Annotated in this window: 12 protein-coding genes; 5 read left to right on the top strand and 7 right to left on the bottom strand. The window is 39.1% G+C overall.

Annotated features, from left to right (window positions below; genetic code table 11):
* Positions 1–5 precede the first annotated feature (5 nt).
* On the bottom strand, positions 6–1,643 hold the full coding sequence (gene groL / locus B1C82_RS05360) for a chaperonin GroEL (protein WP_086446575.1): 1,638 nt from the start codon (positions 1,641–1,643) through the stop codon (positions 6–8).
* An 18-nt stretch (positions 1,644–1,661) separates the two neighbouring features.
* Positions 1,662–1,949, bottom strand: a complete 288-nt coding sequence (gene groES / locus B1C82_RS05355) for a co-chaperone GroES (protein ID WP_086446574.1) — start codon at positions 1,947–1,949, stop codon at positions 1,662–1,664.
* Between the two features lie 191 nt (positions 1,950–2,140).
* On the opposite strand from groES, the gene B1C82_RS05350 reads away from it, so the two are divergent.
* The 3 genes from B1C82_RS05350 (at position 2,141) to amt (ending at position 6,563) form a co-directional block, all read left to right on the top strand.
* Positions 2,141–3,652: a deoxyribodipyrimidine photo-lyase gene (locus B1C82_RS05350; protein ID WP_086446573.1), complete on the top strand. Its 1,512-nt coding sequence runs from the start codon at positions 2,141–2,143 to the stop codon at positions 3,650–3,652.
* 79 nt (positions 3,653–3,731) lie between these two features.
* Complete coding sequence (locus tag B1C82_RS05345) at positions 3,732–4,067, top strand: Mpo1-like protein (protein ID WP_086446572.1); 336 nt, start codon at positions 3,732–3,734, stop codon at positions 4,065–4,067.
* Between the two features lie 222 nt (positions 4,068–4,289).
* Entirely contained in the window at positions 4,290–6,563 is a 2,274-nt protein-coding gene (gene amt / locus B1C82_RS05340; RefSeq protein WP_086446571.1) for an ammonium transporter, read from the top strand.
* Positions 6,564–6,568: 5 nt separating this feature from the next.
* On the opposite strand, the gene B1C82_RS05335 is transcribed toward amt, so the two are convergent.
* Positions 6,569–7,912 carry an adenylate/guanylate cyclase domain-containing protein gene (locus tag B1C82_RS05335; protein WP_411550343.1) on the bottom strand — a complete coding sequence of 448 codons (1,344 nt, stop codon included), beginning with the start codon at positions 7,910–7,912 and terminating at the stop codon, positions 6,569–6,571.
* Between the two features lie 166 nt (positions 7,913–8,078).
* Here B1C82_RS05335 and B1C82_RS05330 point away from each other — a divergent pair, with 166 nt between their 5' ends.
* Positions 8,079–8,768, top strand: coding sequence for an oxidoreductase (locus B1C82_RS05330; protein WP_086446906.1), 690 nt, complete (start codon positions 8,079–8,081; stop codon positions 8,766–8,768).
* Positions 8,769–8,775: 7 nt separating this feature from the next.
* On the opposite strand, the gene B1C82_RS05325 is transcribed toward B1C82_RS05330, so the two are convergent.
* Complete coding sequence (locus B1C82_RS05325; RefSeq protein WP_086446570.1) at positions 8,776–11,064, bottom strand: PP2C family protein-serine/threonine phosphatase; 2,289 nt, start codon at positions 11,062–11,064, stop codon at positions 8,776–8,778.
* Between the two features lie 281 nt (positions 11,065–11,345).
* Between B1C82_RS05325 and B1C82_RS05320 the strand changes: the two genes are divergently transcribed.
* Positions 11,346–12,107 (top strand): SDR family NAD(P)-dependent oxidoreductase, encoded by a 762-nt coding sequence (locus tag B1C82_RS05320; RefSeq protein ID WP_086446569.1) that lies wholly within the window; start codon positions 11,346–11,348, stop codon positions 12,105–12,107.
* On the opposite strand, the gene B1C82_RS05315 is transcribed toward B1C82_RS05320, so the two are convergent.
* The 3 genes from B1C82_RS05315 to B1C82_RS05305 form a co-directional block, all read right to left on the bottom strand.
* Entirely contained in the window at positions 12,099–13,853 is a 1,755-nt protein-coding gene (locus B1C82_RS05315; protein WP_086446568.1) for an acyl-CoA dehydrogenase family protein, read from the bottom strand. The two genes, B1C82_RS05320 and B1C82_RS05315, sit on opposite strands and share 9 nt — an antisense overlap.
* Before the next feature lie 417 nt (positions 13,854–14,270).
* Positions 14,271–15,077 carry a major surface lipoprotein LipL32 gene (gene lipL32, locus B1C82_RS05310; protein WP_086446567.1) on the bottom strand — a complete coding sequence of 269 codons (807 nt, stop codon included), beginning with the start codon at positions 15,075–15,077 and terminating at the stop codon, positions 14,271–14,273.
* A gap of 233 nt (positions 15,078–15,310) precedes the next feature.
* Positions 15,311–15,709: a ParB N-terminal domain-containing protein gene (locus B1C82_RS05305; RefSeq protein WP_086446566.1), complete on the bottom strand. Its 399-nt coding sequence runs from the start codon at positions 15,707–15,709 to the stop codon at positions 15,311–15,313.
* Between the last annotated feature and the right edge of the window lie 111 nt (positions 15,710–15,820).

Here is a 15,820-nt window from a genome sequence, read left to right as displayed (position 1 = left end):
GGCAATTACATCATGCCGCCCATTCCTCCCATACCGCCCATTCCACCCATAGGAGGCATTGCGCCTTCTTTTTCAGGTTTGTCGGTGATTGTAACTTCTGTAGTTAGGATCATGGAACCGATAGAAGCAGCATTTTGAAGAGCGGAACGAACCACTTTTGCAGGGTCAACAACTCCCGCTTGTAGTAGGTCTTCCCACACCATAGTAAGTGCGTTAAAACCTTCGTTTCCTTTTTTAGCTTTTGCTTGCTCTACGATCACGGATCCTTCCAGACCAGCGTTAGAAGTGATCATACGAATAGGTTCTTCTAAAGCACGGAAGATAATTTTTGCTCCGGTAGCTTCGTCTCCATCGAGTTTCAGCCCGCCTACGGCTTCTTGTGCTTTTAAAAGAGTAAGTCCACCACCAGGAACGATACCTTCTTCTACCGCAGCGCGAGTAGCGGAAAGTGCATCTTCCACACGGGTTTTCTTTTCTTTCATTTCTACTTCAGTAGCAGCACCAACATGAATTACTGCGACTCCACCAGCAAGTTTTGCTAGACGTTCTTGTAATTTTTCACGATCGTACTCGGAAGTAGTATCTTCGATCTGTTTTTTGATCTGACCTACGCGGCCTTGGATATCTTTAGAAGCACCTTGTCCTTCGATGATGGTGGTGTTTTCTTTATCCACAGTAACTTTTTTAGCACGTCCAAGTTGTTGAACTGTTGCGTTTTCCAGTTTCATTCCGAGGTCTTCGGAAATCACTTGGCCACCAGTAAGGATCGCGATATCTTCTAACATCGCTTTACGACGATCTCCGAATCCAGGAGCCTTAACAGCTACGCAAGAGATAGTTTTACGAAGAGTGTTTACTACGATAGTAGCTAATGCTTCTCCTTCTACTTCTTCTGCGATGATCACTAAAGGTCTTCCTGCTTGAGCAACTTTTTCCAATACAGGAAGAAGGTCTCTCATAGAGGAGATCTTTTTGTCATAGATCAGGATATAAGGATCGCTTAAAGTTGCGATCATTGCTTCAGGATCAGTTACCATGTAAGGAGAAACGTATCCTCTGTCGAATTGCATACCTTCTACCACGTCTAAAGTGGTTTCGATAGATTTAGCTTCTTCAACAGTGATAACGCCGTCTTTTCCAACTTTATCCATTGCGTCTGCGATAAGATTTCCGATCTCTTTATCGTTGTTCGCAGAAATAGTTGCAACGTTAGCGATGTCTTTTTTGTTTTCGATCTTTACGGAACGTTTTTTGATACTTTCAACAGCTGCAGTAACCGCTTTATCGATCCCGTGTTTCAGGGCCATAGGGTTTGCACCGGCAGTAACGTTTTTCAATCCTTCATTGATGATGGATTGAGCGAGAATTGTAGCAGTAGTAGTTCCATCTCCAGCAACGTCATTTGTCTTTGTGGAAACTTCTTTTACCATTTGAGCGCCCATATTCTCAAGAGCATCTTCTAATTCGATCTCTTTCGCTACGGTAACTCCGTCCTTAGTGATTGTAGGGGAACCGAATTTTTTATCGATTACCACGTTTCTTCCCTTAGGACCTAAGGTAACTTTCACTGCATTAGCGAGTTTATTAACGCCTTCTAAAAGTTTGCGTCTCGCTGTTTCATTATATTCAATAACTTTTGCCATTATTCTTCCCTCGGCCGATTACTTTTTCACGATGGCAAGGATATCGCTTTCGCGGATGATTAAGTATTCTTTGCCGTCAGATTTAATTTCAGTCCCGGAATATTTGCCGTATAGAACGACATCACCTGGTTTAACTTCTAAAGGAACAAGCTTCCCGTCTTCATAACGTCCGCTTCCTACCTCTACAACTTTTCCCTCTTGCGGTTTTTCTTTCGCAGTATCAGGAACGAAGATGCTGCCGATTTTTTCTTCGGCGTCTTGTTTAGGTTCAACCAGAACACGGTCGCCCAGTGGTTTAATCGCCATGACTTTCTCCTTTCAGTCTCTTTAGCACTTGTAATAAATGAGTGCTTGAATATAAATTCCAGGAAATCCGAAACAGGGGTGGGAGGTCAAGCACTTTAGCCGATAGAGTGCTAAAATATTGCGTAAATTCCTTCTAAACCCTCAAATTTTTCATTTCCCGTTTTTTGAAAAGAGAAGTCTAAGGAAGAATCTTGTTATCAGAAAGAAACTTAATCAGGGTAAGAGAAGGGAATAAAAAGCCCGTCTTAGAAGATGGAGAGTATATTCTCTATTGGATCCGAGCCAATCGAAGATTAGCTTGGAACCATTGCCTGGACTATTCCATTCATCTTGCTAAAAAATTTAAAAAACCATTAGTCATCTTTGAATCTGTAATGATGGATTTTGGATGGAGTTCTCCTAGACTCCAACAATTTCTTTTAGAAGGAATTTGTGATACTGCAGAAGATGCGGAACAACGAGGGTTTACATATTGGTCTTTTGTGGAAACAAAAGACCATTCACTTTCCGAGATCATTCCGAGTATTTTAAAGAAAGCTTCTGTTGTAATTACGGACGATTTTCCTTGTTTTTTTCTTCCCGAACATGCTGAGAAGGTTTCCGAGACGCTCGATTGTAAACTTCTGCTCGTAGATTCTAACTCTATCACTCCATTAGCTTCTTACGAAAAATCATTTGGGTATGCTCGTGTTTTGAGACCTAAACTTCATGATAAATTTGCGGAATCTTACGTTCATAGATCTAATCCTAAACCGAATCCAAAAGGGATTCCAAACTCTGATCTTTTAAAAAAACCGAAATTTCTATTTTCGGGAAACAAAGAGGACATTTCTTCCCATCTGAAAAAAATGAATTCTCAATTCCAGAATGTTCTTCCTGTCCCTGGTAAGACTGGGGGAAGAAAAGAAGGACTGAAACTTCTCAAAAAATTCCTAAAAGAAGGGCTTCCATTTTATTCCGAAGAAAGAAGTGAACCGAGGCCTCCTGAAAGAATGAAAGCTTCTTCTCTTTCTCCTTATTTACATTTCGGAATGATCTCTATAGATGAGATCGTAACTGCGGTTTTGAGTTCTGATCCTAAAATAGATTGGAGTCCCGATATATTGAATCACTCTTATAGAGGAAAGAATGAGGGGTTCTTTCATCCAAATCCAAATATAAATTCTTTTTTAGATGAACTTCTCACATGGAGAGAGCTGGGTTATCTTTTGTTTTATAAGGAGCCTAGTTTTAGGAAGGATCTTTCCATTCTTCCGAATTGGGCTAAACTTTCTTTAGATGCCCATAGAGGCGATAAGAGAGAATATACATATTCTAAAGAACAATTTGAAAACGCGATGACTCATGATCCTATTTGGAATGTAGCTCAGAAAGAATTAGTTCTTACAGGCACCATTCAAAATTATCTAAGAATGTTATGGGGCAAAAAAGTAATAGAATGGTCCTCTTCACCCGAGGAAGCATTTCGTATATTAGAAGATTTGAATCATAAATATGCGTATGATGGGCGTGATCCGAATTCTTATACAGGTATTCTTTGGTGTTTTGGGGCATTCGATCGGCCTTGGTCTCCCGAAAGAGCGGTGCTTGGAAATATCCGTTATATGTCCTCCGACTCTACTTCTAAAAAATTCAAAATAAAGCCTTATCTGGAGTATATCCAATCTCTGGAAGGATTGTCGGAACCCCAACTTTTTAAATAACGAACGTTATTATATATGGAAGAGAAGTTGTTGCGGATTCTTTTTCCCTCGCGTATCATGTAGTTCCGGAGGGACAAAGATGACTGAAAACAAAAAATACGAAACCCTACAGGAATTCTGGCCATTTTACTTGAGAGAACATTCGAATAAAATGAACCGGATATTCCATTTTATCGGAACCACTTGTGCTCTTGTGTTTATCGTTTCTGCAATCTTCTATCTAAACGCTTGGTACTTACTGGGAGCATTGTTTAGCGGGTACTTTTTCGCATGGATCGGGCATTTCTTCTTAGAAAAAAACCGTCCTGCCACATTTATATACCCGTTCAAATCTTTCGTAAGCGATTGGAGAATGTATTTTTGCACGATTACTGGACAGCTTGGTAAGGAATTACAAAAAGCAGGAGTGAAGTAAATTATTTACAATGCGAAGTCGCAGGACAGGAATTTTCGCGTTACCTGCGATTTCGTGACTATTACCCTATTTGAGGGATATTTACCTGTTACTGAAGCGATGCAAATGCAGTTCGCTTATTAAGTAACGTTATAAATTATTGTCGGCTTACGTTTTTTTCTTTCTCAATAAATAATCAATCAATACATATGCTCATTCTTAGAACGAAGAGAGGTTCTCTCATTGGATCCCGTTCTTCCAGCCGCCAAAGAATTAGCAAAGAATGTAGATACGTTATGGGTGATTTTCGCCTCCGCACTTGTCTTTTTTATGCAAGCCGGTTTTCTACTTTTAGAATCCGGGTTAGTAAGATCTAAAAACTCGATCAACGTCGCGATCAAAAACCTACTCGATTATGTTGTAGGAACTATTTGTTTCTTTTTGATCGGCTACGGTTTAATGTATGGGACTAGTTTTAATGGTTGGTTCGGTAAAGATCTATTTCTTTTAGAAGGTCTTAGCACAGGCAAAGAATTTGCCTTCTTCCTTTTTCAAGTTACATTTATGGGAACCGCTGCAACTATCGTGTCCGGTGCAGTTGCCGAACGGATACGATTCCAGGCATATTTGGTTTGTTCTCTTTTTGTTTCTTTATTTATATATCCTGTTTTCGGTCACTGGGCTTGGGGCGGAGGCTGGTTGAGTCGATCCGGTTTCCATGATTTTGCTGGAAGTTCAGTCGTACATTCTGTAGGAGCCTGGGTATCTCTTGCGGGGGTGATTGTTCTCGGTCCTAGAAAGGATCGTTTTGATTTGGATGGAAAACCTCGAGAGTTATACGGTCATAATCTCCCTTTTTCTGTTTTAGGAACCTTTATCTTATGGTTCGGCTGGTTCGGATTTAATGGTGGAAGTACACTTTCTTTAACTGACGCTGTCCCCAAAATTATCGTGAATACTAGTTTGGCTGCTTGCGCAGGATGTAGTGCGGCAATCATATTTGATTATATTACTAAAGGTGTTCCTCATGTAGGAGGAGCGATTAACGGAGTTCTCGCAGGACTAGTCGCAATCACTGCAGGTTGTGATGTTATGAGTCCTGCTTCTTCTTTAATTATTGGATTGATTGCAGGTATACTTGCAGAAGTTGCCGTCTGGATCATGGAGAATATTTTAAAATTAGACGATGTGGTCAGTGCGTTTCCAGTGCATGGAGTAGGGGGAATTTGGGGTACCTTGGCTGTGGGTTTATTTGCACAAGAAGAATCACTGCGTAGTTGGAATCAGTGGCAGGCTCAACTAACAGGTGTGGCCGTTTGCGCTGTTTGGTCTTTTAGTATGGGACTTATTCTATTTTTTCTTATGAAGTTTACCATATCGATCCGTGTATCTTCGGAAGAAGAAGATAGAGGCCTAAATGAATCCGAGCACGGAGCTAAAACTGTATGGTTAGATTTAATGAACGCAATGAAATACGTTGCAGATTCCAAAGATCTAAGGAAAAGGATAGATGTAGATCCTGGAGTAGAATCCGGTGCCGTTGCAGAATTATTCAATCGTTTACTTTTGAGTTTAACTCAAATTATCGGAGTTGTAAAAGAAAACTCTGATAAGATCGAAAACGAATCCGGGCATTTAGAAACTTCTACCATTGCTATTACAAAAGAAATCGAAAATCAAAAAGAAAAAACAACCCTAATAAGGGAAACCTCAGACTTATTGGAAACTTCTTTAAAGGCAGTACTCGATCTGGTGAGAGAAGAAAGAAGAAGATCATCCGAAATGAGAAGAATGTCGGAGGAAATGTCCCAAGGAATGAAGGAACTCCAAACTGATATTTTAGCATCAGATCAAATCAGCGACTCTATACAGTCCATTGCATTTACTGGAGAGAAAAGATTAGAGAAGACCGTTAAAAGTATGCAAGGTCTGAATGGTTCCGCTAAAAAAGTAGAGGAGCTTGTGGGAATTCTTCAGAAAATAGCGGAACAACTCGGAATGTTATCTATCAACGCGTCAATTGAGTCTGCAAGAGGTGGAGATAAAGGATTTGCAGTGGTAGCACAGCAGATTTCGGTTCTTTCTGAGAAAACTGCTTCAAATGCAAAGCAGGCAAATATGTATTTGAGAGAGATCTGGGAAACCGTAGATGGATCTTTACAATCCTTGGCCGAAACCGTGGATTCATTTAAGTCGATCTTGGTTAAAATCCCGGAGCTTTCCAAAACTATGAAAGGGGCTTTCGACTCGGTTCGAGATTATTCTTCCAGATCAGATGATTTAGAAACCTCTATCCAAGGAGTTGCTAATATGAGCGAATCCGTTGCCGCAGATATGGAGAAACGTTATTCTGAATTAAACCGAATGAGAGATTTTTTCTGTGAAATAGAAGAGGGTGCAGTTCGGATCGGATCGCTATTAGAAGACTTGCAGAAGATGAGTCTTATGCTGAGCGGTCAAACGATCCGAATGCATCGAGTAGTGGATATTTTTAGAATAGAACCTACAACCGGTTAAATTTTTTAAGCTCCAACTGCAACCACAGTCACCGGTTTTTCTTTTCCTTTTACTTGTACTGGCGGAAGTGTTTCTCCTCTGAAATTTGCACCTGCTAGTTTCCAGGTTTCTTCTGAGACTAACAGTTCTTTACCAAAGTTTTTAGTAAGTGATTCAATTCTGGAAGCAGTGTTTACTGCATCTCCTATCACTGTGAATTCCGCTCTTCTGCTAGTTTCAATATTTCCGGAGAAAACTTCTCCCGTATGGATACCTATTCCAATACTAACTGGCTCTAATCCTTTGGATTCTCTTGCCTTATTGAATTCTCCTAATCTTTCCAACATTTTCTGACCGCATTGCAACGCTCTAATTGCATCTGATGCAGGATCATCAGAAGGATAAGGAGTTCCAAATGTGGCCATGACAGCATCGCCTATATACTTGTCTAAGGTTCCGCCGAATTCGAAAACACAATCAGTTAATGTTTCTCTAATGGAAGACAGGAATCTACTCAGTTCCAATGGGTCCATGTTTTCTGAAAGTGCAGTGAAGTTTCGGATATCAGTGAATAGTATGGTTGCAGTTTGTCTTCGTCCTTCCAATACATCCGGGTTAGTCATCATTTCTTCTACCATTCCTGGTGAGAAGTAGCGAGATAGCAGAGATCTTTGTGCTTCTCCTTCGCCTATTCGCCTGATCATGATCAAAGTTCTTAATATTCCAAAAGAAAAGAAAAATGCGAGTATTAGATAAACCATGGGTCTTCCGAATAGCGCGTCTGTGACTAAGACATTCGGTCCCATTACATAATCTCCCCAATCCTTTGCGAACACCATCTTATCGTATATTAACGCGTAAGAGAATATTCCGAAATAAACTAGATAGAATAGGATTACGCTTAAGACGACATATCTTAATCTGAATTGGATCAATGAAAACGCAAGAGGGAAGAATAGAAAATTCATGATTGGATTCTTAATCGCAAATCCTAGATCAAAGGAATTTTGATGAAGAGTATAATACAATAATAAGGAACTGATGACAAAAAAGTCAGAGACCAATGCCAAATAAGAAAAACCTTTGATTGCCCAATGTGTGCAAGTGCGTATCACATATGTATGCCCAATCGTAACTACGGTGAAAATTGCAAATGCAATCCCGTTTACGATCGCATCTCCGCTTTTCCAGTTCAAAGCTAATTGAGCAGCAAAAAATATTAAAAGCAGATATCGGAAGGCGTTGGATACATAGGCACCTATGATCTCTTCATTTTCTAGAACTTTACGGACCGAATCGTCCATTTTGTTTCGGTCGGTAATTTCTAAGATATTACAAAGAAACTTAGGTAGATAATCTTTGATAGGCATAGCTTCCTAAAATACTCCTTTCCATTTTTGCTTCAATCGTTTCTTATTGTTTTCGACTGACTCGGATAACAAAAGGAATGTTATAATTCCGATATAAATATCAGAATCGTTGGAACTTTTATATAAAACCAAGATCGATCAGCCTTGGAAAGAACAGGATGGAAAAATGAACCATAGAGTTGCTATCATTGCAGGCGGCACCGGGCTTGTGGGCGGAGAACTTGTGCAGGAATTATTAATAGATCCGTCTTGGGATAAGGTTTATCTTTTGGTCCGAAAACCATTGGAATGGACTCATTCCAAATTAGAATTGATCCTTACCGATTGGGAAAAGTTCCCCGAGTTTCCGCAAGGTATTACAGATGCATTTTGCACTTTAGGGACTACGATTGGCAAAGCAGGCTCAAGAGAGAATTTTAAAAAGGTAGATCTTGAATATCCTATCAGCTTTGCTAAAGTTGCAAAAGAGAAGGGAGTAAAATCTTTCTTTATAGTGACAGCACTAGGAGCAGATCCGAATTCTTTCGTATTTTATAATCAGGTAAAAGGAGAAGTAGAGGAAGAAATTTCAAAACTTGGTTTTGAGACTTTTGGGATTTTTAGACCTTCTCTTTTGGAAGGAGATAGAAAAGAATTTAGGTTAGGGGAGAAGATCGGGGCTAAACTTGCATTTTTGATCAATCCTTTACTCTTGGGTCCTTTGAAAAAGTATAGATCTATTCATGCCAAGACAGTTGCCAAGTCTATGTTGAACTTAGCTTGGTCCGGAAAAACTGGTAAACGGATTGTAGAATCGGATAAAATTGCGGTTTTAGGATCTCCTTCTGCAAGAGCGAATCTCGAAAATTTAATATAACTTACGATTAGGATTTTCCGTTCAAACTTTTTAAAATTTGAACGGCACTTTCATTTTGTGGATCTAATTCGAGGCTTAGTTTTGCAAAGTTAATTGCTTTCTCGGATCTCCCTAATTTTAAATTTAAGTCTGCTATATGTGCTAAATTTGCAGGGATCCCCGGATTCCGAAGTTGGATCCTTTCTGCAAGTTCTAAGGAACGATTGAAGTTCCCGATTTTTTTGAAACAGAAGGAAGCAGTATAGATCATGTCTGTATCGCCCGGATTTTCCTCTACATAGGAATCCATAAGAGAACAAACTTCTTGGTGATTTCCATTTCTATAATGCAGCCTGATCAAATCTCTCTTTAATATTTGGTTTTTCGGTGATAGGTTTAGCGCTTCTTCAATTGCAAGAATTGCTTCCGTAATGTTTTTATTTTTTAAGAATTCTTTCGCTTTTTTGCTTAGATTTTGAACTTCTTTCCCTGGTTTCGTTCTGTTTGAGGATTTGCCGGGATCATATTCAATTCGCAGAAGTGAAAGATCATCCGTAATCCTTCCTTTAGCTTCCAAGTTTGTTAAAATTGTTTGAAGATTACCCTCAGAAGATTCTACTATTTTCATAAATAGGGACTCATCCTCATTCATTGTTTTTTCTCCAGACTTAGTAGGGATCTCTAGATCATCTCTTCCGTCAGATCCGATAACTAGAATATCGGCCGGTTGGAGTCTGAAAATTTTTACGCTTAAACTTCCTTCCATACCAGGAGTCCCTAATTTTCTGTATTGTAAACTTTCTTCTAAAAAGGAGGCTTTTCCATCTCTGTATAGAACGGACCAAGGATGCTCTGCATTAATATAGTATAATATGCCTGCCTGTTCATCTAAAACGCCCAAAACCATGGAGACTAACATGCTTCCATCGAAGCCCTGGAATAATTTATGCAATTCTGTAAATGCATTCTTTATCCATTTTTCAGCGTATAGTGAGTAGGTATTTTCATTTGTAAGTGTTCTTTGTAGAATAGAGTGGAATGCAGCTCCTAATACAAGAACACCTCCTGCTCCTTGTAATGATTTTCCCATAGCGTCCGCATTCAAAAATACTGTGTATTCCTTTCCTCTTAAAAGGATTTCTTGTGCGATACAAATATCTCCGCCTATCTCGCTTTCTTTACCCTTAAATACGAAGTTCTTCTTCTGCTTAATTAAAAAATCAACTTTTGCCTTTCTTCCAGTCGTTCGATTGATCCCAAGGGGTTTTATCAAAAGAGAAGTAAGAAAATAGTCTCCATCCTGTTGTTTTTTAAGTTCTTCTACAGTTCGTAATGTTTCTCTAAGCTCCGAAGTTTTTTCTTCGACTAAAGATTGAAGATGTTCTCTGATCCTTCCTATTTCTCCTGTCGCTTTTGCAAAGTCTCTTGCAAATCCTAAAAATTCTCGGTCATTCGAAACCAGGGGCAATTTTCCTGGACCACCTGCAGCCAGATCATTCGCAGATTTTCCGATTTGCTCTAGGGTAGTCGAAATGGATTGGAAGTATAATATAATGAGTATGGTAGCAGCAAAGAAGGTGAGCCCGATGAAAATGACGATCTCTAAATAAGAATTTGGCCTTAGTCCTACATAAACTGCTAATATGCTTAAAGAAAGTAATACCAAGGAAAGTAGAAATCCAAACTTTCCTTTTAAGCCCAAAAATCCGGCTGGAAAATTAGAAGAGTAGGATCTACTCAACAAGACTTTCTTTAACATTACCCTTTTGGGACCCGTGATATAATCCGTGATAATATAACTAAAGCCGCAATAAACGAAAATAGCTGCCGACCAGCCTAAAAAAATATACCAAAGTTCTTTAAGCTCATAATTAAATATTAAATAGGCTACCACATTAACTGAAAAAACAAAACATCCATAACCGAATGCGGTGATCATATTATGAGTAGGTAATTTAATTAGATCGGATAGTATTAGATCCAATTCTTCCGAGCCTAGTCTTCGTATGGAAGAATTATGATCCAAGGCTTTATTAATTCTTCTGATATGAGTTTCAATTCCAGAAAACCCAAATCGGGCTAAGAACCCATATTGGATACTATGTAAGATTGTAACTAAGATTGTTGCTAAAAAAAAGGAGAGAATGATCGGATAATGTGTTTTTACAGAAAACATCGGGATGGTTGCCTGACCAAAAAAATAGGCATACATTGCCCCGAACCATCCGCCGGTTAAAGAAAACGCAACTATGGAGAATGTGTATGAAACTTTTCTATGAATAGTTTCGAAGATATGATAAAAATTCCTTTGTATCATTTTAAGTATCCTGGAGCAAACCCGGATTCAATGCATAACATTTATGAATATGCCGTAACGATTGTTCAAAAGATATTTTGAAAGGAAAGATATTTTTTGAATCGTTTGGATAAGGATTGAATAAATAATTTATTATTTTCCTGACATTGTTCGTTATAAACCTTTCGATTAATTGATTTTGTTTTGTGAACAGATGTTTACAAAAGCCTGGATGTAAGTATTTTTGTTTCCTAAATAGTCGGATTAAATTAATTTCTACAGGATCTAAATAGGAAGGGAAGATGGATATAAAAGGAAAACGTGTCGTGATAACTGGGGCTGCATCCGGAATTGGGAAGGAAACTTTACTTAAACTTCTTAAATTCGATGGTGTTAAAATTTTAGCAGTGGATCTGGATCCTTCTCGCTTAGAAGTATCGGACGAGAGGGTGAAAAAATTTAAATGTGATGTTTCCTCTTCTGAAAACGTAGATAAAATTTTTAAGGAAGCAGAAAAGGTTTTGGGCGGTATTGATATCTTCTATGCAAATGCAGGTTTTGCATACTATGAAGAGATTAAGAAGCCAGATTGGAAACGTATTGAAAAAATTTTTCAGACAAATGTTTTCTCCGCTATCTACGGCTTGCAAAAAGTTCAGTCAGAATATTCTAACCCGGTCTATTATATCATCACCGCTTCTGCTATGAGCTTTCTGTCTATCCCAGGTTATGCATTGTATTCTGCAACCAAAGCGGCGGTGCATTCTTTTGCGGAAGCATTTCAGTTTGAACTAAAAAAACCTCATCGGTTGATGATTGTTTATCCAATCGCTACTCGAACAAATTTTTTCGATGCAGCTGGTAAGAAGGTTCCGGTGCCTTTTCCTTCTCAAACCCCGAAACAGGTCGCTTCGGCGGTTATATCTGGGATTCGCTGGAATAAAAAGAGAGTATTACCTTCGAGGATATTTGCTTTGATGATGTTCGCGGATAGATTCCTTATCTATCCACTGCGTATGTATCAAATCATCGAAAATTGGAAACGGAGAAAAGCCCTAAACTAGGGCCAGGCTCTTCTTATTTTGGATGCGGATTTTATTATATTCTAATAAAGCTGAGCTATCTAGGTTATAAAAGTGTACTAGCGTAGCTCTTTCCTTTTTAGGATCTCCATCCAGCTTTTTTAGGCTTCTTTCTAAAATCACGCCGATTATGACTCTGGTTGCAGATTCTACCAGCTCGAATGCGACTTCGTCCTTGGATGTTCCGTTTTCTAATGAAGAATATATAGAATGGGACTCTTCCAGTGTTTTGCGATTGTCTGAAAGCTCTCTAGAAGGTGAGAAGTTTGACATTTCTTCATCCAAATATTGTCTTAAGATCCCTTTGGATCCGAGTCCGGTGACAATTCCTCCAATGGCTGCTACGACCTGCAATTGTGTGGTTCCTTCGTAGATATTTGTGATCCTTACATCTCTATAGATTCTAGAAATATCATAGTCGTATGTATAACCTGCTCCTCCATGAATCTGCAGTGCATCGAATGCTATCTTATTTGCCTGTTCTGTAATATAATACTTAGATAATGGAGTAAATAGGTTTGCGAGTTTTTCCCATTTTTTGATTGATTCGTCCTTTTTGATTTCTCTTTCGTCTACTCCGGACTCTTTCATTTTTTCCGACTTCCAATGATATAGGTCTATTGATCTGGAAGCTTCCTGTAAAATGGAACGCATTGCGAGAATCTCTCTGTCCATTAGATCCAACATTTTTTTCACTGCTGGGATATTCTTGATCTTCTTGCCGAATTGTTCCCTTTCATCAGCGTATTTTATAGCTTCATAATATGCGGCAGCTCCGATTCCCATTGCCTGTCCTGCGATGGAAAGTCTTGCTCCGTTCATCATTGCCATGGAATATTTTACAAGGCCGTAACCTTCTTCTCCGATTAATATACCTGGAGTATTTTCATAAACTACCTCGCAGGTGGGAGAGCAATGTAACCCCATTTTTTTCTCTATGCCTGCGATTTCCACATCTTCACTTTTAACAATAAAGAATGAGAGTCCTCTTGCGCCACTTGTTGGACTTCCGGTTCTTGCTAATGTAAGGATGATGGACGGTTTATCATCAAAACCACAGCCATGAGTGATAAATCGTTTGGCTCCTGTAATTCTCCAGACTCCATCCTCTCCTTTGATTGCTTTTGTTTGTAAATTCGGGAGATCTGATCCATAATTCGGTTCTGTGAGTGCCATTGCACCGCAGAGTTCTCCAGCTACCATTTTTGGTACGTAAGTTTGTACCATTTCATCTGAACCAAATCTCTCAATGGTTTCCGCAAGATTCATACATCCTAAAGCGATCGCAACAGATCCATCTGCTCTGGAAAACATTTCCATAAGCATTGCTTGCACGGTGCAAGGTAGTCCAAGTCCGCCGTGTTTACGTCCGATAGAGTAGGGAAGAATTCCGGCTTCTTTGACCAGATGGACTGCGTTTATCATTTCTTTAGGGAATTTAACTTTACCTTTTTCGTATATTAAACCTTCTGCATCCATTTTCTGTGCAAATGGAGCTATTTCTTTTCCTGCGATCTCTCCTGCCGATTCCAATACGGATCTATAAAATTCAATGGCTTCTTCTTTACTTCCTGGAGCTAATGCCAGTTCTTCTTTGCCGGTTTTTTCATATTCTTTTTTGTCGGAAAATCCTTGTTCGAAAGCATTTACCACTTCTTCCCAGTCTATTAAGGATTCGAAATATTGTTTAAGGTCTTCATTCTCTAAGAAATAATTATTTTCAAGCATGGATATTCTCCGAATATAAAATATATAAATGAACTTATGTTCAATTTGATTGCGTTTCTTAAGGAAGCGTTAATTTATGATTTATATCTGGAAAGGTAAAAAAGAGGAGAATGGATACTTTTTTGAAACTGAACAGTATTAGGTTTTTCGCAAAGAAGCTACAGAGTAGGAAAGAGGTATTTTCACACAGAGCCGCAAAGTCGCAGAGAGGGTTTGGATAATGGTTTATGATGTTTAGAGGATTTAGTTAATTTAAGGATTGGGTCAAAAAATTGAACATTGAGCATTTGGAAAAAGAAAATAAACTCCGCGCCACTGCGCCTTCGCGTGAGAAATTGCATATAGAAGATGGCATAAAAAAGCCGCCGGTTTGACCCGACGGCTTTCGGCTTTAAGCAAAGCGGGAAAAAAGAAGGATTACTTCTTGTCTCCAGCAACTGCAGCTTTCAATTTTTCTTCTGCATCAACAGCTAATTTTTGCAATTCAGCTGGGTTTGCGTGAAGAATAGGAGAAAGACCTGGAACACCTGGAGGGCCAAGAACTCCAACAGTAGCTACGAAAGAACCTTTAACTTCGCCTACTTTGTAAGTAGTGAAGGTAATTCTGTATAAACCGCGAACTAAAAGTTTTTTAGTGTCGATGTTTTTAAGTTCATCTAAGCTTTTTGGAATATTAGGAATTTGGATACGAAGTAAAGAGTTATACTTGTTGTGACGCTCTTCAGTGTAAGTATCGTCTCCATCGTCATTGTCGCCAAGACTTTGAAGTGCTTTTCCTTTAGCTGCTCCTTCGATTTGGTTCGGCATAATAGCTGCTAAGCGCTCTACGCGAATCCAAGTATCGAACCAGTTTGGCATGCTTTTTTCTTCAGGAGTTGCAGCTTTGAAAGCCTCGCTCACGAAGTCGCCGCTAGATGGCTCACCAATTTCTCCGGTAGGGGAAATTAGACGAACACCTAATTCAACGATAGCTGCTGGAACCCAAATATAAAGGAAATATGATTTCTTTCCGTTTACTACTGCGTCAGCGGCTTGTCCTGGTTTGATGTATCCCCAATAGTTCACAGTTTCAGAATAAGGTGCGAAAAGCTTCTTAACTCCTACTCCTGGAATGTCTTGTTCACCGACCGAGAAATTACTTTGTAGGCCGGGAAGTCCACCGATACATGCAGCAAAGCTGACCATTATAGCGGTGGAGATTATAAGGATCGAAGATTTTTTCATTCGAGAGATCTCCTTGGTATGGATTGCTCAAGATAGAGAAGAGATTCCTTTTTGTAAATCTAATTAATAAATTTTTGTTTCCTACACCTCTTTTGCGGTGCAAAATTTTTACAAAGTGGTAATTTACGTCTCACCGGGGATCATATAACAAGTTCCATTTGAAGAGTAAAAAAATTTCCAGGTCTCTTAACAGAAACGTTTTGAATGAGGGGATGATGGATAGGTGGTTTAGTTTAGTTTTTGAAAAGCCAGGACCAAAACCATTCCCAAAGATCCAATAACCAGGCAAACAATCTACCAAGGATCCCTGTATGGGAATATCTTCTTAATAGCTTTTGAGCCCTTTCTTGTTCTTCTGGGGTAAACGGTAGCCGCACATTGTTTTCTTCGGCTTCGATCAAAACTCTTTCTTTTTTACTTCGTACATCTACGATTCTGACATCAACATATTCCCAGCCCAGAAGTTTTACACATTCCAGGCGTCTTTCGCCAGAGACTAATTTATTGTCCAGGTCGATAATGATCGGATGCAAAAGCCCTAAGTTTTGTATGGAAGATTTGAGACCATGTAAGTCACCTAAATCTTTACGAATGCGGTTCTTTACCTTAATATCGGAGACCCGAATTTTCATCTAAGAAATGCTTTTTTCACCGTATAAATCCTACAAACCAATTTCATAAGTTTTGACTAAATTTCCTTAGGAACCCTTCTGGGACCGGAAAAGGTTGGGGCGGATTCACTT

This window comes from Leptospira venezuelensis (assembly GCF_002150035.1).
Taxonomy (GTDB): Bacteria; Spirochaetota; Leptospiria; order Leptospirales; family Leptospiraceae; genus Leptospira_B; species Leptospira_B venezuelensis.
This window is presented reverse-complemented; position numbering and strand designations above follow the sequence as displayed.